General features: G+C 72.3%; 19 protein-coding genes. 5 read left to right on the top strand and 14 right to left on the bottom strand.

Annotated features, from left to right (window positions below; all coding sequences use genetic code 11):
* Positions 1–268: 268 nt before the first annotated feature.
* The 3 genes from POF73_RS29595 to POF73_RS29585 form a co-directional block, all read right to left on the bottom strand.
* Positions 269–1,279, bottom strand: coding sequence for an NAD-dependent epimerase/dehydratase family protein (locus POF73_RS29595; RefSeq protein WP_272121540.1), 1,011 nt, complete (start codon positions 1,277–1,279; stop codon positions 269–271).
* Positions 1,280–1,457: 178 nt separating this feature from the next.
* Positions 1,458–2,918, bottom strand: coding sequence for a sensor histidine kinase (locus POF73_RS29590; protein ID WP_272121538.1), 1,461 nt, complete (start codon positions 2,916–2,918; stop codon positions 1,458–1,460).
* Positions 2,915–3,613, bottom strand: coding sequence for a response regulator transcription factor (locus tag POF73_RS29585; RefSeq protein WP_272121536.1), 699 nt, complete (start codon positions 3,611–3,613; stop codon positions 2,915–2,917). Before POF73_RS29585 ends, POF73_RS29590 begins: the two co-directional genes overlap by 4 nt.
* A 151-nt stretch (positions 3,614–3,764) precedes the next feature.
* Between POF73_RS29585 and POF73_RS29580 the strand changes: the two genes are divergently transcribed.
* Genes POF73_RS29580 through POF73_RS29570 form a run of 3 tightly spaced genes read left to right on the top strand, consistent with a single transcriptional unit; the run spans position 3,765 to position 6,557 of the window.
* The gene (locus POF73_RS29580; RefSeq protein WP_272121534.1) at positions 3,765–5,102 is read left to right on the top strand and encodes a ferredoxin reductase family protein; all 1,338 of its coding nucleotides are present in this window, start codon (positions 3,765–3,767) and stop codon (positions 5,100–5,102) included.
* A 19-nt stretch (positions 5,103–5,121) separates the two neighbouring features.
* A complete protein-coding gene (locus POF73_RS29575; protein ID WP_272121532.1) occupies positions 5,122–5,814 on the top strand; it encodes an FMN-binding protein in 693 nt (230 codons plus the stop codon).
* Positions 5,815–5,816: 2 nt separating this feature from the next.
* Positions 5,817–6,557, top strand: a complete 741-nt coding sequence (locus POF73_RS29570; protein ID WP_272121530.1) for an FAD:protein FMN transferase — start codon at positions 5,817–5,819, stop codon at positions 6,555–6,557.
* A 7-nt stretch (positions 6,558–6,564) separates the two neighbouring features.
* Here the strand turns inward: POF73_RS29570 and POF73_RS29565 are convergent, their stop codons facing one another.
* The 7 genes from POF73_RS29565 to POF73_RS29535 form a co-directional block, all read right to left on the bottom strand.
* Entirely contained in the window at positions 6,565–6,873 is a 309-nt protein-coding gene (locus POF73_RS29565) for a DUF397 domain-containing protein (RefSeq protein WP_272121528.1), read from the bottom strand.
* Positions 6,870–7,733, bottom strand: coding sequence for a helix-turn-helix domain-containing protein (locus tag POF73_RS29560; RefSeq protein WP_272121526.1), 864 nt, complete (start codon positions 7,731–7,733; stop codon positions 6,870–6,872). The genes POF73_RS29565 and POF73_RS29560 overlap by 4 nt, the downstream gene beginning before the upstream one ends.
* Positions 7,734–7,852: 119 nt before the next feature.
* Positions 7,853–9,277 (bottom strand): sensor histidine kinase, encoded by a 1,425-nt coding sequence (locus POF73_RS29555; RefSeq protein WP_272121524.1) that lies wholly within the window; start codon positions 9,275–9,277, stop codon positions 7,853–7,855.
* Positions 9,274–9,993 carry a response regulator transcription factor gene (locus tag POF73_RS29550; protein WP_272121522.1) on the bottom strand — a complete coding sequence of 240 codons (720 nt, stop codon included), beginning with the start codon at positions 9,991–9,993 and terminating at the stop codon, positions 9,274–9,276. The genes POF73_RS29555 and POF73_RS29550 overlap by 4 nt, the downstream gene beginning before the upstream one ends.
* 107 nt (positions 9,994–10,100) lie before the next feature.
* Positions 10,101–10,508 (bottom strand): PepSY domain-containing protein, encoded by a 408-nt coding sequence (locus POF73_RS29545; protein WP_272121519.1) that lies wholly within the window; start codon positions 10,506–10,508, stop codon positions 10,101–10,103.
* Between the two features lie 218 nt (positions 10,509–10,726).
* Entirely contained in the window at positions 10,727–11,194 is a 468-nt protein-coding gene (locus tag POF73_RS29540; protein ID WP_272121517.1) for a hypothetical protein, read from the bottom strand.
* Positions 11,194–12,420, bottom strand: coding sequence for a molybdopterin-dependent oxidoreductase (locus tag POF73_RS29535; protein ID WP_272121515.1), 1,227 nt, complete (start codon positions 12,418–12,420; stop codon positions 11,194–11,196). The genes POF73_RS29540 and POF73_RS29535 overlap by 1 nt, the downstream gene beginning before the upstream one ends.
* A 113-nt stretch (positions 12,421–12,533) precedes the next feature.
* Between POF73_RS29535 and POF73_RS29530 the strand changes: the two genes are divergently transcribed.
* The gene (locus tag POF73_RS29530; protein WP_272121513.1) at positions 12,534–13,874 is read left to right on the top strand and encodes a hypothetical protein; all 1,341 of its coding nucleotides are present in this window, start codon (positions 12,534–12,536) and stop codon (positions 13,872–13,874) included.
* A 64-nt stretch (positions 13,875–13,938) separates the two neighbouring features.
* On the top strand, positions 13,939–14,646 hold the full coding sequence (locus POF73_RS29525) for a DUF2470 domain-containing protein (RefSeq protein ID WP_272121511.1): 708 nt from the start codon (positions 13,939–13,941) through the stop codon (positions 14,644–14,646).
* Between the two features lie 154 nt (positions 14,647–14,800).
* On the opposite strand, the gene POF73_RS29520 is transcribed toward POF73_RS29525, so the two are convergent.
* The 4 genes from POF73_RS29520 to POF73_RS29505 all read right to left on the bottom strand — a co-directional run bounded on the left by POF73_RS29520 (position 14,801) and on the right by POF73_RS29505 (position 19,762).
* Positions 14,801–16,354, bottom strand: a complete 1,554-nt coding sequence (locus POF73_RS29520) for an ABC transporter ATP-binding protein (RefSeq protein WP_272121509.1) — start codon at positions 16,352–16,354, stop codon at positions 14,801–14,803.
* On the bottom strand, positions 16,351–17,145 hold the full coding sequence (locus POF73_RS29515; protein WP_272121507.1) for an ABC transporter permease: 795 nt from the start codon (positions 17,143–17,145) through the stop codon (positions 16,351–16,353). The genes POF73_RS29520 and POF73_RS29515 overlap by 4 nt, the downstream gene beginning before the upstream one ends.
* Positions 17,142–18,128, bottom strand: a complete 987-nt coding sequence (locus POF73_RS29510; RefSeq protein ID WP_272121551.1) for an ABC transporter permease — start codon at positions 18,126–18,128, stop codon at positions 17,142–17,144. Before POF73_RS29510 ends, POF73_RS29515 begins: the two co-directional genes overlap by 4 nt.
* Positions 18,129–18,190: 62 nt before the next feature.
* A complete protein-coding gene (locus POF73_RS29505) occupies positions 18,191–19,762 on the bottom strand; it encodes an ABC transporter substrate-binding protein (RefSeq protein WP_272121505.1) in 1,572 nt (523 codons plus the stop codon).
* Positions 19,763–19,797: the final 35 nt, after the last annotated feature.

The following is a 19,797-nucleotide window of genomic DNA, read 5'->3' as shown; positions in this document are numbered from 1 at the left end:
CCCCCCCCCCCCCCCCCCCCCCCCCCCCCCCCCCCCCCCCCCCCCCCCCCCCCCCCCCACCGGTCCGAAGCGGACTCGGGCCTGTCCCGCGGATCAGGCCGGCTACGAGCAACGACGCCTCATCGGCGCAGGTGAGCGGGTCCTGGCGCGTCCAGCTGCAAGGCGGAGGAGGCCACCGACGCCATGGGGCTCCCCCTCTGGGGGAGTGGCGTGCCAGGAACGCGCCGCCGGCCTGATCCGCCGGACATGCCCCAGGCGCCGCGCACCGCTACGCACCCCGCATTCCGGAGTCCGCGAACTCCCGCATCCCCTCCTCGAACCCCACCCGCGCCTTCCACCCCAGCTCCGCCCGCAGCCGCGACGAGTCCGCCGTGATGTGCCGTACGTCGCCGAGCCGGTACTCGCCGGTGACCACGGGCGCCGGGCCGCCGTACGCCACGGCGAGCGCGTGCGCCATCTCGCCGACGGTGTGCGGGTCACCGCTGCCGGTGTTGTACGCCGTGAGGGCACCCTCGGGCAGTTCGGCCGAAGTCGCCTCCAGCGCGACCGCGTTGGCGGCGGCCACGTCCCGTACATGGACGAAGTCCCGGCGCTGACGGCCGTCCTCGAAGACGCGGGGTGCCTCGCCGCGGGCGAGGGCGGAGCGGAAGAAGGAGGCGACCCCGGCGTAGGGGGTGTCGCGGGGCATGCCGGGTCCGTAGACGTTGTGGTAGCGCAGCGACACCGCCGTGCCGCCCGTCGCGCGTGCCCACGCCGCCGCCAGGTGTTCCTGGGCGAGCTTGGTCGTCGCGTACACGTTGCGCGGGTCGACCGGGGCGTCCTCCCCGACCAGCCCCGGCGCCAGGTCGGCGCCGCACTCGGGGCAGGCCGGCTCGAACCGGCCCGCGTCGAGGTGGGCGACGGCACGCGGGCCCGGCCGTACGACACCGTGCCGCGCACACTCGTACCGCCCTTCCCCGTACACCACCATCGACCCGGCGAGCACCAGCCGCCGTACGCCCGCGTCCGCCATGGCGGTGAGCAGTACGGCCGTGCCGAGGTCGTTGCGGGAGACGTACTCCGCCGCGTCGGAGAAGCCGGTGCCGAGTCCGACCATGGCGGCCTGGTGGCACACGGCGTCGATGCCGGTCAGGGCCTGACGAACGGCGTCGGGGTCGCGGACGTCCGCGTGGGGGGCGGCACGGATGTCGTACACGACCGGCTCGTGACCGTGCGACGCGAGTGCCTCCGCGACATGGGATCCGATGAAACCGGCACCGCCGGTGACGAGTACGCGCATGCGGCCACGCTAGGGCTGCGAGGGGTGGTTCGGCGGTTCGGCGCCTGCCACGTCACGGGTCCGTAAGTGTTTTCGCCCCCGCCGCCCCTACCCGTCCCATCCCCAGGGGCTTCGCCCCTTCGGCCCCGCCAGGGGGCTCGCCCCCGGGGACCCCCGATCGGCCTGAACGGCCTCGTCCTCAATCGCCGGACGGGCTGAAGGATGTCGGCGCCAACGGAATCGTCACCGTGAACACCGTCGCCCCCGGCTCGCTCGTCAAGTCGATCCGGCCCCCGTGCGCCCGCACCAGTGACTGCGCGACCGCCAGTCCCAGCCCGCTGCCGCCCCGGTCCCGGCTGCGGGCCTTGTCGACGCGGTAGAAGCGGTCGAAGACGCGCTGTCGGTCGGCGGGCGGGATGCCGGGCCCGGCGTCGGCGATCCGGATCTGTGCCCAGCCGTTCGTCAGCGACACCGCGACGGACACCGGCGTGCCGGCCGGGGTGTGCACCGCCGCGTTGGTGAGGAGGTTGTCCAGGACCTGGCGGATGCGCTGGGGGTCCAGACGCAGGGTCAGGGAGGCCGGCCCGGGGGCCACCGTCAAGGGGTGGTCGCCGTGGGTGACGCGGAACGCGTCCGCCGCCTGGTCGACCAGTTCCATCAGGTCGGCCTGGAGCGGGCGCAGCGGCGTCTCGACCTCGGCGGCGTCGAGACGGGCGAGGAGCAGCAGGTCGTCGAGGAGGAAGCCCATGCGGGCGGCCTCGGCGCGCAGTCGCGCGAGGTGCCTGTCGCGCTCCTCCGGGGCGTTGGCCGCGGCGTACTGGAAGAGGTCGGCATAGCCGCGCACCGACATCAGCGGGGTGCGCAGCTCGTGCGAGGCGTCCGCCACGAAGCGGCGCAGGCGCTGTTCCGCCTCCGCGCGCACCGCGAGGGAGTCGTCGATGTGCTCCAGCATCGTGTTGAACGCGGTACGCAGCTCCTCCACCTCGGGCCCGCCGCCGCGCCGGTCGTGCCGCACCGACAGTCGTGCCGAGTCCGTCAGGTCGTGCGAGGTGATGTCGTGGGCGGTGTGCGCCATGTCGCTCAACGGCTTCAGCCCGCGCCGCAGCATGCCCCGCCCCAGGACGACGAGGGCGAGCAGCGCCAGCCCGAAGGTGACCGCCTGGATGGTGATCAGCTGGCCCACGGTGTCCTCGATGTCATCCAGGGGCGCGGCACTGACCAGCACCACTCCGGGCTCCACCTCGCAGGCGCGCAGCCGGTACTCGCCCTTGCCCCGGAGGTACTCGGTGCGCAGGACCTCGGTGTTCGCGGCGGCCTGCGCCCGGGCCACGGCGGTGAAGTCGTCGACGTCGTCCGGCACGTCGGCGGGGTCCTCGGGCCGGCGCAGCACGGGCTGGCCGTCCGACACGTCGTACACCGCGTAGTACCAGCTGTAGTACTTCTTGCCGGTGAGCGTGCCGTAGTCCGCGATGGACTTGGACTGGGCGATCTGGCCCTGCGCGAGCGTCGTGTCCAGCTGGGCCGACAGGTAGTCCCGCATATAGGTGGTCAGGGCCGTGCCCACGACGCCGAACACGACCAGCGACAGCACCCCGAGGCCCAGCGCCAGCCGGGTCCCGAGCCGCATCCCGCGATACGCCCGCCGCAGCCGGCCGATCACTCGGCCGCCTGCCGGATGACGTACCCGAAGCCGCGCACGGTGTGGATCAGCGGGCCCCCGCCGTCGCCGGACTCGTCGAGCTTGCGGCGCAGCCGGCTGACGACCAGCTCGACGACGTTGGAGCGGCCGCCGAAGCCGTACTCCCACACATGGTCGAGGATCTGCGCCTTGGTGAGCACGGTCGGTGACTTGCGCATCAGATAGCGCAGCACCTCGTACTCGGTCGGCGTGAGCGTGAGCAGTCGGTCGCCGCGGCGCACCTCTCGGGTGTCCTCGTCCATGGTCAGGTCCGCCACCCGAAGGACGGAACGCTGGAAGCCGGGCCCGGCGCTGCGGCGCAGCACGGTGCGCAGCCGGGCCATCAGCTCCTCCACCGCGAACGGCTTGACCAGGTAGTCGTCACCGCCCCGGGTCAGCCCGGCCACCCGGTCGGCGACCCCGTCGCGGGCGGTCAGGAACACCACGGGCACCATCGCGCCGGCGGCACGCAGCCGGTCCAGGACGCCGAAGCCGTCCAAGTCGGGCAGCATGAGGTCCAGCACCACGATGTCCGGGTGGAACTCGGCGGCCAGCCGCAGCGCCTCCTCGCCGGAGTTCGCGGTGACCGCCTCCCAGCCCTCGTAGCGGGCGACCGTCGCGACGAGGTCGGCGATGGGCGGGTCGTCGTCCACGACCAGCAGGCGTACTTTCTCCACCCGCCCATAGTGCGGCACCGGGTGGCGGTCCCCGCAGGCCGGGAGGCGGTCGCGGGCACATCGATAAACACTTGAAAGAACAAAGACAGCTTTTCGACAGGTCTTTCCGGACAAGCTCGGTATCCACAGACGAGATCAAGGAGCTGTCGCCGTGACGACCGTCCAATCGCCCCCTGCGCCCCCCACGGCGATACGCCCCAGGGTGGTGGCCCGCACGGGTCTGTACGCCGTGCTGGCCGCGAACGTGGCCGTGGTGCTGTACTTCTTCTTCGCCGCCGGTTTCGCCTCGAACACGCTCATCGTGCTCGGCCGTCTCACCGGACTGTTCGGCGCACTGCTGATGGCGCTCCAGCTGCTGCTGGTGGCCCGGCTGCCCTGGCTGGACCGCCGGATCGGCATGGACCGGCTGACGTCCTGGCACCGCTGGACCGGCTTCAGCGTCCTGTGGGTCCTGCTCGCGCACGTCGTATTCATCACGTTCGGCTACGCCGAGTCGTCCTCGCTGGACCCGGTGAACCAGCTGGTCGATCTCGCCGAGACGGTCGAGGGCGTGCTGCGGGCGGTCGTCGCGCTGGGGATCATCATCGTGATCGGCGTGGTGTCGGCCCGGTTCGCGCGGCGCCGGCTGGCGTACGAGACGTGGCACTTCATCCACCTCTACACGTACGTCGCGGTGGTGCTGGCGTTCACGCACCAGGTCGCGGTCGGTACGTCCTTCACGTCGTCGTCCGCCGCCACGGCGTACTGGTACGGGGTGTGGGGCGCGGCCCTCGGTGCCGTCCTGGTCGGCCGGCTGGTCCTGCCGCTGTGGCGGAACTGGCGCCACCAGTTCCGGGTCTCGGCCGTCGTCCCCGAGTCTGACAACGTGGTCTCCGTCTACATCACCGGCCGTGACCTGGACAAGCTGCCCGCCCGGGCCGGCCAGTTCTTCCTGTGGCGGTTCCTGACGAAGGACCGCTGGTGGCAGGCCAACCCGTTCTCCCTGTCAGCCGCGCCCGACGGCAACCGGCTGCGGCTCACCGCGAAGGCGGCCGGTGACGGTTCGGCGTCCCTGCGGCACATGAAGGTCGGCACGCGGGTCTTCGCCGAGGGCCCGTACGGCGCCTTCACCGCGCTGCACCGCACCCGGCCGGAGGCGGTGCTGATCGCCGGCGGCGTCGGCGTCACGCCCATCCGCGCGCTGCTGGAGGAGCTGCACGGCCACGCGGTCGTGATCTACCGGGTGGCCTCGGACCGGGACGCGGTCCTGTACCACGAGCTGGTGGAGCTCGCCCACGCCAAGGGCGCCGAGCTGCACCTGGTCACGGGCCCGGCCGTCCCCGACAAGCTGGCCCCGGCCGAGCTGACGCGGCTGGTGCCGGACATCACCGACCGGGACGTGTTCCTCTGCGGACCGCCGCCCATGATGAACGCGGTGATCGGCAGCCTGCGCGAGCTGGGCGTGCCGAAGCAGCAGGTCCACTTCGAGCGCTTCAGCCTGGCCGGCTGAGAGGGACGAGGAACACATCGTGAAGCGAGCAATACCTGTCCTGGTCCTGAGCATCGCGGGCCTGGTCCCGGTCTGGCTCTACGAGCCGTCCGTCGGCACGGCCGTCGAGACCGCCGCACCCGCCTCGACGCCCTCGGCGTCCGCCCCCGCCGGGTCGGGGTCGGGGTCGGGCAGCACGGTCGTCAAGGGCTCGACGCTGCAGACCGAGAAGGGCCCCGTGCAGGTCCAGGTGACCTTCGCGGGCACCAGGATCACGGCTGTGAAGATGCTCCAGCAGCCGAACCACCCGCAGACCACGGCAGCGGTCCCGAAGCTGGTCGCGGCGACACTGGAAGCGCAGAGCGCGGACATCGACACGGTCTCCGGCGCGACCATCACCAGCGACGGCTACAAGGAGTCGTTGCAGGCCGCGATAGACGCGAACGCGGAATCCTCCGCCTCCTCGCAGTCGCAGACGCAGACGATCGACGGTTCGACGGTCGACACCGACAAGGGCCCGGTGCAGGTCCAGGTGACCTTCGAGGGCGACGAGATCGCGTCGGTGAAGATGCTCCAGCAGCCGAACCACCCGCAGACCACGGCAGCGGTCCCGAAGCTGGTCGCGGCGACGCTGGAAGCGCAGAGCGCGGACATCGACACGGTCTCCGGCGCGACCATCACGAGCGACGGCTACAAGGAGTCCCTCCAGGCCGCCATCGACGCGAAGGGCTGATCATGCACCGAGTCGAACACGTCATGGGGTTCCCGGTCTCACTACGGGTCGACGACGAGCACGTCGGCGAGGAGACCGCGGACGCTGTGTTCGCATGGCTGCGCGAGGTCGACGCCCGGTTCAGCCCGTTCAGGGCGGACAGCGAGGTGTGCCGCCTGGACCGGGGTGAGATCGCGCGGGGCGAGATCGGCACGGACCTCGCCGAGGTGCTGGACCTGTGCGAGGAGTACCGGCTCGCCACGGACGGCGCCTTCGACGTACGGCTGCCCGGTCGCGGGCTCGATCCGTGCGCGGTGGTGAAGGGCTGGTCCGTGCAGCGGGCGGCCGAACTGCTGAAGGCGGCGGGTGCGAGGCGGTTCGTCCTGAACGCCGGTGGTGACGTGGTCGCCTCCGGCGGGCCCTGGCGGGTGGGGGTACGGCACCCCGAGCAGGCCGACAAGGTGTGCACGGTGGCCGAGCTCACGGAGGGGGCGATCGCGACGTCGGCCCGCTATGAGCGCGGCGACCACATCATCGACGGCCGCACGGGGCGTCCGGCGACGGGGCTGCTCTCGTTGAGTGTGGTGGCGTCCTCCCTGACCGTCGCGGACACGGTGGCGACCGCCGCGTACGCGATGGGCGCGGAAGGCGTCGAGTGGGCGGCCTCGCGTGCGGGTTGCGAAGTGTTCGCGGTGGACGCCGAGCGGCGGGTCTTCCGTACGGAGGGCTTTCCGGTGGCCCGGGCGGAGGCGCGGGCGGCGTGAGCGTCCCTCACCCCTGCGCGGCGTGGGCGATGAACCGCTCCCATGCGGCCGGGGTGAGGTCGAGCCTGGCGCCTTCCTTGTCCTTGGAGTCGCGGACGTGGACGAGGCCGGGGCAGGCGGCGACCTCTACGCAGTCGCCCTGACTGCCGCTGCTGTAGCTGGACTTGTGCCAGGCGAGCGCAACCTCGACGCAATCGTCCCCCTCTGAGCCGCTATAGCTGCTCTTGAACCAGGACAGTGCGACCTCGACACAGTCGTCGCCCTGCGAGCCGCTGTGACTGCTCTTGAACCAGGCCAGTTCGGTGGTGGGGCTCATAGCGCTCCTCGCATCCGTTCCAGCAGACTCCGGGAGTCCTCGGGGGAGAGAGCCTGCGAACGCAGTTTCGCATAACGCTGCTGGAGAACGCTGATCTCTTTCAGGTCGGAGATGAGCCGCCCGTTGTTCTGCCCCTCCGAGTACGCGAACCACCGGTGCTCGGGCGTCTCCAACAGCTGCAACGGCCCATCGAGCCCGGCATGAACAGGCGCGCGCAACGGCATGACCTGCAGCTCCACATTCCAGTGCCGCTCGGTCAAGTCCAGCAGATGGTCGAGAAGTTCGCGCGTCACGTCCTCCCCGCCCGTGTACCGCTCCAGCACCGCCTGCTCGATGATGAAGCTGAAGTTGCACGGCGGTTCGCGTCGGGTCGACAGCAACTCCTGCCGCGCCAGCCGAGCGGCGATCCGCTGCTCCAGCTGAGCCTCGGCGGGAATGGGCGGCACGCTCAGCGAAACCGCCCGCGCGTACGCCTCCGTCTGCAACAGCCCCGGCACGACCCGGCATTCGTACGTGTACAGGCTGATCGCCACGGCCTCCAGCCGCGCCCACTGCCGGAACCAGGCCGCGATCCCCGGCTGCCGCGAGAGATACGGCGCCGAGCGCCGCAGCGCACCGGTGTTACCGAGGGCCTCGTCGGCGCCCTCCACGAAGGCGGGATCGGGCATCCGACGCCCCAACTCGACGGAGGCGACGGTGTGTTTGGAGTACCCGACGAGGTCGCCGAACTCCTCTCTGCCTAACCCCGCATGCTCCCGCAGGGCCTGCACCACCGCCCCGAACGTCCGCAGACTGTCGGACGATTCAGGCTCTCCCCCACCGGGTTCCCCTGCTGTCCCCACCGAACCGGCACCTGACATGAGCCACCTCTCGCACTCCGGACCCGCCCATGGTCACGAGAAGTTACGGCGTATGTCCAGTCCGTGAGCGCGTACGCTGCGTCGGCGTACGTCCCGCGGGCATCGTGCCGTTGGACGGGTCAACGCGCTGTGACTGCGGTCCGGGCCGCCCGGGGCGAGCCGTTCTGGGTGCGCCGCCGCCGTCCACTGGCCACCGGGCGCAGCCGCACACGGGCGTCCAAGCCCCCGCCGGGAGCCGCGTGCAGGGTTATCTCGCCGCCGGAGGCGCGGACCAGGTGGCGGACGATGGGCAGGCCGAGGCCGGTGCCGTCGTGGTGGGAGTCCGAGGCGCGCCAGAACCGGTCGAAGGCCCGCTCCCGGTCGGCCGACGGCATACCCGGGCCCTGGTCGACGACATGCAGTTCGGCGCCGGGGGCGCGGGTGAGGGTGAGCGTGGTGCCGGGCGGGGAGACCCGCAGCGCGTTGGCGACCAGGTTGTCGACGATCTGCTCCAGCGCCTCGGGGATCGCCCAGACCCGGCCCGCCGCCGTTCCGGTGACGACGAGGGTGACGTGCTGTTCGGCGGCGAGCGGCTCCCACGTTGCGGCGCGGTCGGCCAGTACGGCGTCCAGGTCGGTCGGCTCCGGTGCGGTGGCCGAGTTCTCCAGACGGGCCAGGGCGAGCAGCCCGTGCACCATGCGCCCCAGCCGCTCGACTTCGCCCACGGCCTCGTCCAGGCCGCCGTGGGCGCGCGGGTCGAGGTAGGGCTCGAAGTTCTCCAGCCGCAGCCGCAGCGCGGTCAGCGGTGTCCTGAGCTGGTGGGAGGCTTCCGCGGCGAACGCCTGCTGAGCGTCCAGCAGTTGCTGCAGGCGGGTGGCGGTGCGGGTGAAGGAGGCGGCCAGTTCGCGTAGTTCGGGCGGGCCGGTGGTGGTGTCGGGCGGGTCGGCGAGCCGGCCGTCGGCGAGCTGGGTGGTGGCGCGGTGCAGGGTGCGCAAGGGGCGGGTGATCCAGCGGGCCAGGGTGAAGGCGACCAGGGCGACGGCGGCGAGAAGGGCGGCTCCGGCGAGCGCGAGGGCGAGCCAGATCCGGTGCACCCGGTCGGTGACCGTCGTCATCGGGTACGTCAGCCGCAGCGCGCCGCGGATCGTGGTGCCGGAGGAGCCCGGCTGGGTGGCGTACAGGACGTCACCGCCGCCCGTGTCCGTGACGGTGGCGGTGGTGGGCCTGTTGCGCAGGGCAGTGGCGATGTCCGGCTGGGCGGAGAGGTCCGTGCCGGTGCGCACGGTGGTGCCGGAGGCGGCCAGGACGATCCCGTTGCGGTCGACCACGACGACCCGGCCGCCGGTGCGGGCGGTGTAGTCGCCGATCAGCGCGGGCAGTTCGGCGAGGTTGCCCTCCTCGATGCTCTCCTCGGTGACCTCGGCGAGCATCGTCGCATCCCGCTCGACGGTCTGGGAGAAGCGGGAGGTCTCGCCGCGGGCGTAGAGGTAGCCGAGCGGGATCTCCAGGCCGGCCAGCACGAGCAGGGCCAGGCCGAGATAGCTGTACAGCAGGCGCCGGGTCATCGGGCCGCCTCCGGTGGCGGATCCCCCGGCACGGTCAGACGGAAGCCGACGCCGCGCGCGGTCGTGATCCAGCCGGGGTCGCCGAGCTTGCGGCGCAGCGCCGCTACGTGGGCGTCGAGGGTCTTGGTGGGGCCGAAGAAGTGCGGGTCCCAGACCGTGTCCATGATCTGCCGGCGGGAGTGTACGGCCCCGGGGTCCTGGGCCAGGTGGGCGAGCAGATCGAACTCCCGGGGAGACAGCGCGACTTCGCGGCCGTCGAGGCGGACCAGGCGGGTGCGCCGGTCGATCTGCAACGGACCGAGCCGCTGCGGTGCGGGCACTGTGGGTGGTGCGTCGGGGGCCGACGGCCCGGCGGGCAGGGCGCCGGTGCGGCGGGTGACCGCGCGGATACGGGCCACCAACTCCCGTACGCCGAACGGCTTGGCCATGTAGTCGTCCGCACCGAGTTCCAGTCCCGCCACCCGGTCGGCCTCCTCACCCCGGGCGGTGATCATGATGATGGGGACCGGGGAGCGGGCCCGCAGGCTGCGGCACACGTCCAGGCCGTCCATGTCCGGCAGCCCGAGGTCGAGGAGGACCAGATCGGGGCGGGCGGCGGCATCCGCCAGGCCGGCGGCGCCCGTGCGTACCCGGTCCACGGTGAAGCCGTAGCGGCCCAGCCCCTCGGTGAGCGGTTGGGCGATCCGGTCGTCGTCTTCGATCAACAGCAGCCGCATGGCGACAGGCTCGCACAGCTGTGTCACACGAGTCGGGTCGTTCACGAGAACCCGCCTGGGGGCTGAGAGAACGGATGATGCCTTTCTTCCGTCCGTCCGGTCAGGGATCAGCTGCCGACCTCGTCGGCCTCCTCGTCCTTGGTCTTGACGACCTTGAACGTCTTGGGGTCGAGGTAGACCTCGACCTCACCGCCGTCGGCCTTCTGGATCTCCACCGCGTACATCCCGGGGTTCTCCGCGTCCTTCTCGGACTTGACCACCGTGCCGGGATAGGCCGCCAGGGCCGCCGCCTCGGCCTTCTGCTTCGCCTCACCGGTCAACGGCGTCTCCACCGCGTCGCCGCCTTCTGCGTCCGCGGCCCCGCCCTCTGCGGTGGCACCGGAGTCCTGCGCCGCCTGCGTGTTGCTCGCGCCGGCGGCGGAATCACCGGAGTCGGAGCCGCCGCAGGCGACCAGGGTGAACATCAGAACGGCGGCGGGAACGGCGGCCAGGGCACGACGGGGTATTGCACGCATCAGACGTCTCCAGAGCGATAGGGATGCGGAGTCCCGGGGGCCGGACCTCCTGCGGAACGTCAACGACCCTAGGAACACGCCGTCGAGAGCAAGCCCAGAGAACTGACAGCAACAGACCAGCAAACGACCAATCTTTCGCCACCACCGAGGACTGGAACCACGGGCAGCGCCGACCGGTGTCACAGGCGCCCAACCGCTGAGCACCGCGCCGCGTACCGTCAGCCGGGCTCGCGATCCTTCGCCGCCCTGCGCAACCGCCGTTCCCGGAGCACGAACACCACAGCCGAACCCCCGAAAAGCACCGCCATGATCAGCAGCCAGCGAGGCAGGAAGGCGTCCGGGGACAGGCCGGTGCCGGCGGCGTAGCGGTCTGCCACGCGGCCGGTGATCAGCGGGAACCAGACCAGCAGGAGCAGCAGGGACAGCGCGGCCGGGACCCGGACGTACGACACCCGACCGCGTGCCCCGGCCGCGTCGAAGCCGCGCAGCAGCGCCTGGTCCGCCGCCCCGTAGAGCGGCACCAGGACGAGGTCGTGGACGATCGCCGCGCCCACGAACCACAGCGCGATCTCGAACCAGTCCCCCTCCAGCAGCCGAACCCCCGCGTATCCGGCGAGCGCGAACGAGCAGGCGAGAAGGAGGATCTGGAGGGGGCTGCCGACGGGGAGGAGCTGAGGTCGTCGCATCACAGGTCTCCGAACGTCATCCGGGCCACCCACTTGGTGTTCAGCACGCCGGGCGCGGCCGGCACGATGATCCGCGCCGGGTAGCCGTGGTCGGGGGTCAGCTCCTCGCCGTTGACGAACAGGGCGAGCAGGGAGCGGGAGTCGGCGACCTGGTTGGCGCGCAGGGCGGCCCGGCGGAAGGCGCCGCGCCGCTGGAGTGACTCCACGAAGACGTCGGGCGGGTCCTCGTCGTAGCCGACGAGCGCGGCCAGGTCCCGCAGTCGTACCCCGCGCCACCACTGGTCGGACGTCGACCAGCCCTCCACGCAGGCGATGGGCAGCGCCGCGCTGTGCAGCGGCAGGTCGAGCAGGTCGGCGCGGCTGAGGCGGACCGTCCGCCCGTCGCGGCCCTCGACCACCAGCCGCCACGCCTCCTCGCTCGTCTCGGCGTCACTGACCCCGACGTACGCGGCCGTCTTGTTGATCTGGAAGCCGCCCGGCCCGCTGCCCGGTTCGGAGCCGCCGTGCGGGGCGAGGAGGGCGGTGCGGCGCAGGGCACCGTCGAAGCTCTGTCCGACGGTCGTGGCGAACAGCAACAGCGAGCCGCCGCCCACGAACCACAGGGCGCCGCGCCGGGAGACGGTCGGCTCGGCCGGCTCGGCCGGCACCAACTCGTTCTTCTCCTCGCGCAGTTGGCGCAGGTTTCGCCAGGCCGTCGGCATCTTCAGCACCGCATGGGCGACGAACGCGGCGATGAACACCCACGCCCCGTAGAAGTGCAGGGTGTAGAAGGAGCCCGGGAAGATGTAGTCGAGCTGGACGTTGAGCACGCCGGTCACGAACTCGAACAGCGCGCCGCCGACCAGCAGCAGCAGCGAGATCCGCTCCAGCGCGTGGGCAAGGGACCGCGCCGGCGGCAGGGTGTAGAGCTTCGGTACGACCGACCACAGCTTGGCCAGCAGTACGGGGATCAGAGTGATGCCGAGGGTGACGTGGACGCCCTGGTTGAGCCGGTACAGCCAGTGCGGGTCGGTCGGCCAGGAGAAGAGGTAGAAGCCGAGGATCCCCTTGTCCGGGGTCTTGTCGTTCACCGGCGACAGGTTCGGGTTGTAGGCGGCGTAGGACACCAGCCCCGTCACGAACAGCACCGTGATCCCGCCGAGCAGGACGACGCCGAGCACCGAGGTCAGCCAGGGGCCGCGCAGCGGGCTGCGCCAGAAGGAGGGTGAGAAGGGAGACCGTGCCATGGGGCGACCGTAGGCCCGGACGGGGCCGGGGAAGCCGCCTTGAACGATGACGAATCTCTGACGTCCGTGCCTGTCAGCCGTGCGGAGGACACCGCCCGTCCTAGCGTTCAGGCGTGAACCGCGACCTGCCCGAAGCTCTCGACCATGACCTCCGCCGCGACCTTTGCGCGGCGGCTGCCGCCGTGCTGCTCGTCGTCGCCGCCGCGGTCGTCGGCACGGTGATCCAGCACCGGCACGGCACCCTCCGGGTCAACTGGCCGCCCCTGCTGGCGGACTGGGATCCGCATCTCGGACCCGGCACGCCGGCCGCGCTCGCCGTCGCGGCGGCCGTGGTGGTGTACGGCCCCTCCGTCGCGGTCCGGCTTCCGTGGCGTTCCCTGCTCCTCGCCGCCTGGGGCACCGGCATGGCCTGGACCTGGTCCCTTGCCCTGGTCGACGGCTGGCACCAGGGTGTCGCGGGGCAGCTGACGACACAGCACGAGTACCTCCGGGTCATCGACCGCTTCCACGACATCCCGGCCGCGCTCCGGGGCTTCTCCGACCACATCCTGCTGGAGTCGCCGGACAACTGGCCCGCCCATGTCGCCGGGCACCCCCCGGGTGCCACCCTCACCTTCGTCCTGCTCGACCGGATCGGCCTGGGCGGTGGCGGCTGGGCGGGCACCTGGTGCATCACCGTCGGTACGACGGCGGCGGTCGCGGTCCTCGTCGCCGTACGCGCCCTGACCGAGGAGCGGCTCGCCCGCCGCGCCGCGCCCTTCCTCGTCCTCGCCCCGGCGGCGGTGTGGGTGGGCACGTCGGCCGACGGGTACTTCGCGGCGGTCGCGGCATGGGCGCTCGCCCTTCTCGCGCTGGCGGTGACGGGCTGCCGGCCGGGGTGGACGGGGCTGGCTTCCGGCCTCCTCTTCGGCTGGACCGTCTACCTCTCCTACGGCCTGACCCTCTTCGCGGTGATCGCCGGCGCGGTACTGCTGCTGGGATCGCACCGCACCCGCCCTCTCCCCTTCCTGCTGGCCGGCTTCCTGGTCGCCCCCGTCGCGTTCACCGCGGCGGGCTTCGACTGGTGGGAGGCGTACCGCGTGCTGGTCACCCGCTACCACCAGGGCGCCGGTGGTGTGCGGCCGTACGGCTACTGGGTGTGGGCCAACCTCGCGTGCACGGTCGTCATCGTGGGCCTGGCCACGGTGGCCGGGCTGCGGCGGGCGGGGGCGGCGCTGATCCGGAGGACGGACGGCGGCCAGGCTCGCCTGGCCCTCCTCGTGGCCGGCGCGCTGGTCGCGATGCTCGTCGCCGATCTGTCCGGGATGAGCAAGGCGGAGACGGAGCGGATCTGGCTGCCGTTCGCGCTGTGGCTGCTGCCCGCGTGCGCGCTGCTGACGGGGGCGCGTGCCTGGCTCGTGGCGCAGGCCGTGCTCGCGCTGCTCGTCAATCACCTTCTGCTGACGGGCTGGTGAATACCGACAGAGAATGTAAGGTTAGGCTTGCCTAAGTCGAACCCGAGGTGTCCGAAAGGTTCCCATGTCTGCTGCCATCTGCCCTGAGCCGACGCCCGCCGAGCGTGCCCGCTCGGTGCTCTCGGCCGCCGACTCACTGACCGTCACCACGCACGGCCACCGCGTCGAGCTGATCGGCCTGCACACCGTGGACGCCGCCGCACGGCTGCTGTTGCAGAACCCGCCGGACGCGCACCTCGCCGCCGAACTCGCATTGGCACCCCACGGCGACCTGGCGGCCTTGGTGGAGTTCACCGACATCGCTCCCGTCGCCGTACGCGAACGGGTGCGCACCCGGCTGACGTTGGGCGGCTGGCTCTCGGCCCTCGGGCCGAAGGCCCTGGTGTTCAATCCGGCGCGGGCCGTGCTCACGGAGGCGGACGGGACGACCGTCGTCGGCCTCGACGAACTGACCCTCGCCTCCCCCGACCCGCTGGCCACCCACGAGGCGGAGATGCTGGCCCGGCTGAACGCGTCCCACGCCGACGCCGTGGCCCCGCTCGCCCGCCTGCTCCCGGCCCGCAGTCGGCTGGGCGCGAGCGACGTACGGCCGCTGCGGCTCGACCGGCACGGCCTGGTGCTTCGGGTGGAGACGGCGGACGCCCACCACGACACCCGTCTGCCCTTCGCGGCCCCGGCCACCCATCCGGGAGACGCGGTGCGCCAGATCCACCTCCTGCTCGCGGAGGCCAACGCCCGGCCGCGCCGCCGACGTCTGCCGACCAGGTCGTAGCGGCGAACGCACACGCAGCTGTGGACGCGGCTCCCAGCGCAGCTCTGGACCCAGCTCCGGACGCAGGCGCAGAGCGCGCGTCCCGAAGACGCCGGCCTCCGGGCCGCTCGCCGAGGCCTTCCCGTCTCCTCAGCGATCGCGCCCGGGGGTCGGCTCATCGCCCGCTCCCCGCCTCCAGCAGCTCCGTCGTCTCCATGAGAGAGATCGTGAACGGGTGCCGGGGCTCCGTCAGGATCCGTCGCGCCGGCCCCTGTTCGACCAGTTCACCCGCGTCCAGTACGGCGATGCGGTGGGCCAGGCGTGCGGTGTCCAGGTCGTGGGTGATGAGGACCAGCGAGAGGTCCTCGCACTCGCCCGTGAGGCCTTTGAGAACGTCGAGGATGCCGCGCCGGGTGACCGTGTCCAGGCCGGAGGTGACCTCGTCGCAGATCAGCACCCGGGGGCGGGCGAGCAGGGCGCGGGCGAGGGCGGCGCGCTGGAGTTCGCCGCCGGAGAGTCCGCCGGGGCGGCGCCGGGCCAGGTCCGCCGGCAGACCGAGCCGGTCCAGGGTGGCCGACGCCTCGTCCGTCGCGGCCCGTTCGTCGGCACCGCGCAGCCGCACCGCCGTACGGGCCACCTGGTCCAGGACGGGCCGGTGCTCGTCGAAGGCTGCGCGGGCGTCCTGGAAGACGTACTGCACGGCGGCGAGTTGGGCACGGCTGCGGTGGCGCAGGCTGCGCGGCAGCGGGGCGCCGTCGAGCAGGATCTCGCCGTCGTGGTCGCGGTGGAGGCCCGCGAGGCAGCGGGCGAGGGTCGTCTTGCCGCTGCCGGAGCGGCCGACGACGGCCAGGCATTCACCGGGGTGGAGTGCGAGGTGCGGGGCGCGCAGGACGAGGATCCGACGGTCGTGTACGGCGGTCAAGTCCCGTATTTCCAGGATGGGTTGCCCCGATCCGGCCGTCACTGCCACTCCGCCCCGCCGGACCGCGCGCTGTTCGTCGAGCAGGCGTCGGGTCCACTCATGGCGGGGCGCCCTCCACAGCCGCTCGACCGGGCCCGACTCCACGACCCGGCCGGCGCGCAGGACGAGCACCTCGTCGGCGAGGGCGCGTACGACGTCCAGGTCATGACTGAGCAGCACGATCGCGATGCCGCGGGCCGCCACCGCCGCCAGCTGTTCGACGACCCGGCTCTTGGTCAGCGCGTCCTGGCCGGTGGTGGGTTCGTCGGCGACGATGACCCGGGCGCCGAGCAGCAGGGCCTGGGCGAGGACGACGCGCTGCTGCTGGCCTCCGGAGAGCTGGTGCGGGTGGCGGCGCAACAGGGCTTCGGCATCCGGGAGTTGGGCGTCGGACAGGGCTCGCAGAACCAGGGCACGGCCCGCGGTGCGGCGTTCGGCGCGGGGCAGGTGGCGGACCTGTCGGCGGGCGATGTCGTGCAGGAGCGCGCCGACGCGGCGGGCCGGGTTGAGGACGGCGGCGGGGTGCTGCGGGACGTAGCCCACCGGGCCGTCGCCGGTCCGCCGTACCTCGCCCGTCACCTGGGCGCCGGGCGGGTACTCGTCCAGCATCGCAAGGCCGGTGGTGGTCTTTCCGCTGCCGGAGGCGCCGACCAGGGCGGTCACCTTCCCGGGCAGTACCTGCACATCGACCCCGTCGACGATCGCCCGGCCGTCGATCTCCACGCGCAGGGCGCGGATCTCCACGAGAGGGGGTGTCTCGGCCCTCATCGGCGCCGTCCCTTCTTCTCCAGCGCCGCGTCGAAGAGCAGGTTGGTGCCCATCGTCAGCGCCACGATCAGCAGCGCGGGCACGACCACGGCCCAGGGCTGCACGAACAGTCCGGTGCGGTTGCGGTCGACCATGACCGCCCAGTCGGCGGCGTCCGGCGCGACGCCGACGCCGAGGAACGCGGCCGTCGACACCAGGTAGAGCACGCCGGTCAGCCGGATGCCGGCGTCGGCCGCGAGGGTGCGCAGCGTCGACCGGCCGACGTAGCCGACGGCGATCCGCCACCAGCTCTCCCCCTGCATGCGCAGCGCCTCGACGGCGGGACGCGCGGCCACCTCCCCCGCCGCCGCCCGCACGATCCGGGCCGCGTCGGGCACGTTCACCAGCGCCACCAGCAGCGCGAGCCCGGCGGCGCCCGGTGAGAGCACGGCCGCCACGAGCAGGATGAGCAGCAGCGACGGCACGGCGAGCAGCACGTCCAGCGGCCGCATCAGCAGCTCCTCCAGCGTGCGGAGGCGGGTGAGGGCGCTGACGAGCGCGACCGGGACGGCGACGAGATAGGCGAGCGCGGTGGCGGCCAGGGCGGTGAGTACGACCGTACGGCCGCCCAGCAGGACCTGGTGCCACACGTCACGGCCCACGAAGTCGGTGCCGAGCCAGTGGTCGCCGCCGAGGGTGAAGGAGGTGGCGCGGGGGCCGGGGTCACCGGTGAACAGCGGTCCGAGGAGGGCGAGTACGAGAGGGACGGCGATGACGGCGAGGCCGAGCGCGAAACGGCGGTACGTCGTCACGCGGCCACCCCCGCGCGCGGCGTGAGCCGGTGGGCCACCAGGTCGGCGCCGAGGTTGAGCACGACCGTGAGCACACCGAACACCACGGCCAGCCCCTGCACCACCGGTACGTCCCGTTCGGCCACGGCGTTGAGCAGCACCGTGCCCAGTCCCGGGATCACGAAGAGGGCCTCCACCACGATCACCCCGCAGAGCAACCAGTCGACGGTACGGGCGAGTTGCTGCACGGCCGGGGCGAGGGCGTTCGGCAGGGCGTGGGCGTAGCGGACGCGGGCGCCGGGGATGCCGTAGCGGCGGGCGTGGGCGGCGTAGGGGGAGGCGAGGGCGTCGACCATGCCGGCCCGCACCAGGCGGGACAGGGAGCACACCGGGCGGGACAGCAGGACCAGCACCGGCAGGACCAGGGCCGCCGGATGGGCGAGCAGGTCGGTGCCGTAGCCGAGGGCGGTCGGCGGCAGCCAGGCGAGCTTCAGGGCGAACAGCGTCATCAGCAGGACTCCGAGGGCGAACTCCGGTACCGCGTACACGGCCAGCGTCACCGAGCTGACCAGCCGGTCGACGAGCCCTCCCTCGTGGCGGGCGGCGAGCACGCCCAGTCCGAAGCCGAGCGGGACGAGGAGCGCCAGGGTGAGCGCGGCCAGGATCAGGGTCGGTCCGAAGCCGTCGGCGATGTACTGGGTGACGGGGCGGCCTGAGGTCAGGGAGGTGCCGAAATCGCCGTGCAGCACGCCGTTCGCCCAGTCGGCCAGCCGCTCGTGGGCGGGGCGGTCGAGGTGCATCGCCTCGCGGATGGCGGCGATGCGGGCGGGGTCCGGCTGGTCGCCGGCCAGGGCGACTGCGGCGTCGCCCGGCAGCGCTTCCGTCAGCGCGAAGACCAGCAGTACGACGGCCACGGTTTGGGCTGCGCCGAGCAGCAGGCGCCGGGCGACGAAGGGGAGAGGGGTCGTCGGACGGGTGCTGCGCCATCGTGGCTGGTCGCGCAGTTCCCCGCGCCCCTTCTCGGTGCTGTCGAACCGCAGTTGACTGCGCCCGCCGTGCTTGGGCCTCACGCCAGCCATACCTTGTCGAAGCGCGCCCAGTTCAGCGTGTTGGCGGGGGCCTTGGCTTCAACTCCCCTCACATTCTTGGCCGTTCCGATGATCCAGTCTGCGAAGCCCCAGACCAAGAAGCCGCCCTCGGCGTGCAGGCGGCGCTGCATGCGCTCGTAGACGGCGGCCCGTTCGGCCTTGTCTCGGGTCGACTGGGCCTGCTGGTAGAGGGCGTCGAAGTCCTTGTGCCGCCACTTGGTGGCGTTGGTGGTGGAGTCGGTGAGCAGGCGCTGGGAGAGGTGGGCCTCGATGGGCATGGCGCCGGAGCGGTAGCAGGACAGGGTGCCGCCGTCGAGGATGTCGCTCCAGTAGGAGTCCTTGCTGCCCATCTTCACGTCGATGGTGACGCCCGCCTTGGCGGCCTGGTCACGGAAGATGCCGGCCGCCTCGGTGAACCCGGCGGCGACGGCCGAGGTGTCCAGGGTGACCTTGAGGTTCTCGGCGCCGGCCTGCTTGAGCAGGGCGCGGGCCCGGTCGAGGTCCTGCGTGCGCTGCGGCAGGTCGGCGGCGTAGTACTCGTACCCCTTGCCGAACAGGTCGTTGCCGATCTCGCCCGCCCCGGACAGCGCGCCGTCGACGAGTTCCTGCCGGTCGGCGATGAGGAAGAACGCCTCGCGGACCCGCTTGTCGTCGAAGGGTGCCCGATCGGTCTTCATGCAGAACGCCTGCATGGCGCTGTTGCGCAGCCGCACGATCTCGATCCGGCCGCTGCCCTCGTGGGCGCGCGCGGTGGTCGGGTTGAGCTCGTGGGCGTACTCGACCTGGCCGCCGAGGAGGGCGCCCACGCGGGCGGACTCCTCGTTGGCGACGACGAACTCGATCTCGTCGAGGTGCGGGGCGCCGTCCCAGTAGGTGTCGTGGCGGCGGAAGACGGCCGAGCGGCCGGGGGCGAAGGAGACGAACCGGAAGGGGCCGGAGCCGATCGGCTTCCGGTCGAAGTCGGTGCCGGTGGCGTGCTCCGGGACGATGTAGGCGCCGAACGCGGCCAGCACGTTGGGGAATTCGGCGGTGGGCCGCTTGAGCACGAACTCGATGCTCCGCTCGCCGGTGGCTCGGCTGGCGTCGAGGTCGATGGGTTCGAGGGAGGCCTTGGCGCGGAAGGCCTGCTCGGGGTCGGAGATCCGGCGGTAGCTGTAGAGGACGTCCTTGGCGGTGACCGGTTTCCCGTCGTGGAAGGTGGCCTGGCGCAGTGTCACCTTCCAGCGGTCCAGGGTCTTGTTGGACTCCCACTTCTCGGCGAGACGAGGTTCGGCGGAGAGGTCGGCGCCGTAGTCGGCGAGTTTGTCGAAGAGGGCCTTGGCGCGGGCCACGTCGGCGAAGAGGTTGGCCAGGTGCGGGTCGAGGGTCTCGCCGGCGCCGCCCCCTGCGAACGCGGCGCGCAGCCGGCCGCCGCGCTTCGGGGTGCCGGAGCCGCCGGCCGCCTTGTCGTCCGTGCCGCCCGAGCAGCCGACGAGGGCGAGGGCGGCGGCGCCCGTGGTGGCGGCGAGGAAGCCGCGGCGGCGCAGGCCGGGGAAACGTTCGTCGTACATGACTGGTCCTTACTGGTGTTTCGAGACTGATGCTT

It is taken from the genome of Streptomyces sp. HD (assembly GCF_028369295.1).
GTDB lineage: Bacteria > Actinomycetota > Actinomycetes > Streptomycetales > Streptomycetaceae > Streptomyces.
The sequence above is the reverse complement of the archived record's forward strand: the minus strand, read 5'-3'. Positions and strand labels throughout refer to the sequence as shown.

What these genes read in the sequence shown, in the direction of transcription:
- POF73_RS29595 (WP_272121540.1), bottom strand. Translation starts at nt 1,279, where the DNA reads ATGCGCGTACTCGTCACCGGCGGTGCCGGTTTCATCGGATCCCATGTC.
- POF73_RS29570 (WP_272121530.1), top strand. Translation starts at nt 5,817, where the DNA reads ATGCACCGAGTCGAACACGTCATGGGGTTCCCGGTCTCACTACGGGTC.
- POF73_RS29565 (WP_272121528.1), bottom strand. Translation starts at nt 6,873, where the DNA reads ATGAGCCCCACCACCGAACTGGCCTGGTTCAAGAGCAGTCACAGCGGC.
- POF73_RS29560 (WP_272121526.1), bottom strand. Translation starts at nt 7,733, where the DNA reads ATGTCAGGTGCCGGTTCGGTGGGGACAGCAGGGGAACCCGGTGGGGGA.
- POF73_RS29555 (WP_272121524.1), bottom strand. Translation starts at nt 9,277, where the DNA reads ATGACCCGGCGCCTGCTGTACAGCTATCTCGGCCTGGCCCTGCTCGTG.
- POF73_RS29550 (WP_272121522.1), bottom strand. Translation starts at nt 9,993, where the DNA reads ATGCGGCTGCTGTTGATCGAAGACGACGACCGGATCGCCCAACCGCTC.
- POF73_RS29545 (WP_272121519.1), bottom strand. Translation starts at nt 10,508, where the DNA reads ATGCGTGCAATACCCCGTCGTGCCCTGGCCGCCGTTCCCGCCGCCGTT.
- POF73_RS29540 (WP_272121517.1), bottom strand. Translation starts at nt 11,194, where the DNA reads ATGCGACGACCTCAGCTCCTCCCCGTCGGCAGCCCCCTCCAGATCCTC.
- POF73_RS29535 (WP_272121515.1), bottom strand. Translation starts at nt 12,420, where the DNA reads ATGGCACGGTCTCCCTTCTCACCCTCCTTCTGGCGCAGCCCGCTGCGC.
- POF73_RS29525 (WP_272121511.1), top strand. Translation starts at nt 13,939, where the DNA reads ATGTCTGCTGCCATCTGCCCTGAGCCGACGCCCGCCGAGCGTGCCCGC.
- POF73_RS29520 (WP_272121509.1), bottom strand. Translation starts at nt 16,354, where the DNA reads ATGAGGGCCGAGACACCCCCTCTCGTGGAGATCCGCGCCCTGCGCGTG.
- POF73_RS29505 (WP_272121505.1), bottom strand. Translation starts at nt 19,762, where the DNA reads ATGTACGACGAACGTTTCCCCGGCCTGCGCCGCCGCGGCTTCCTCGCC.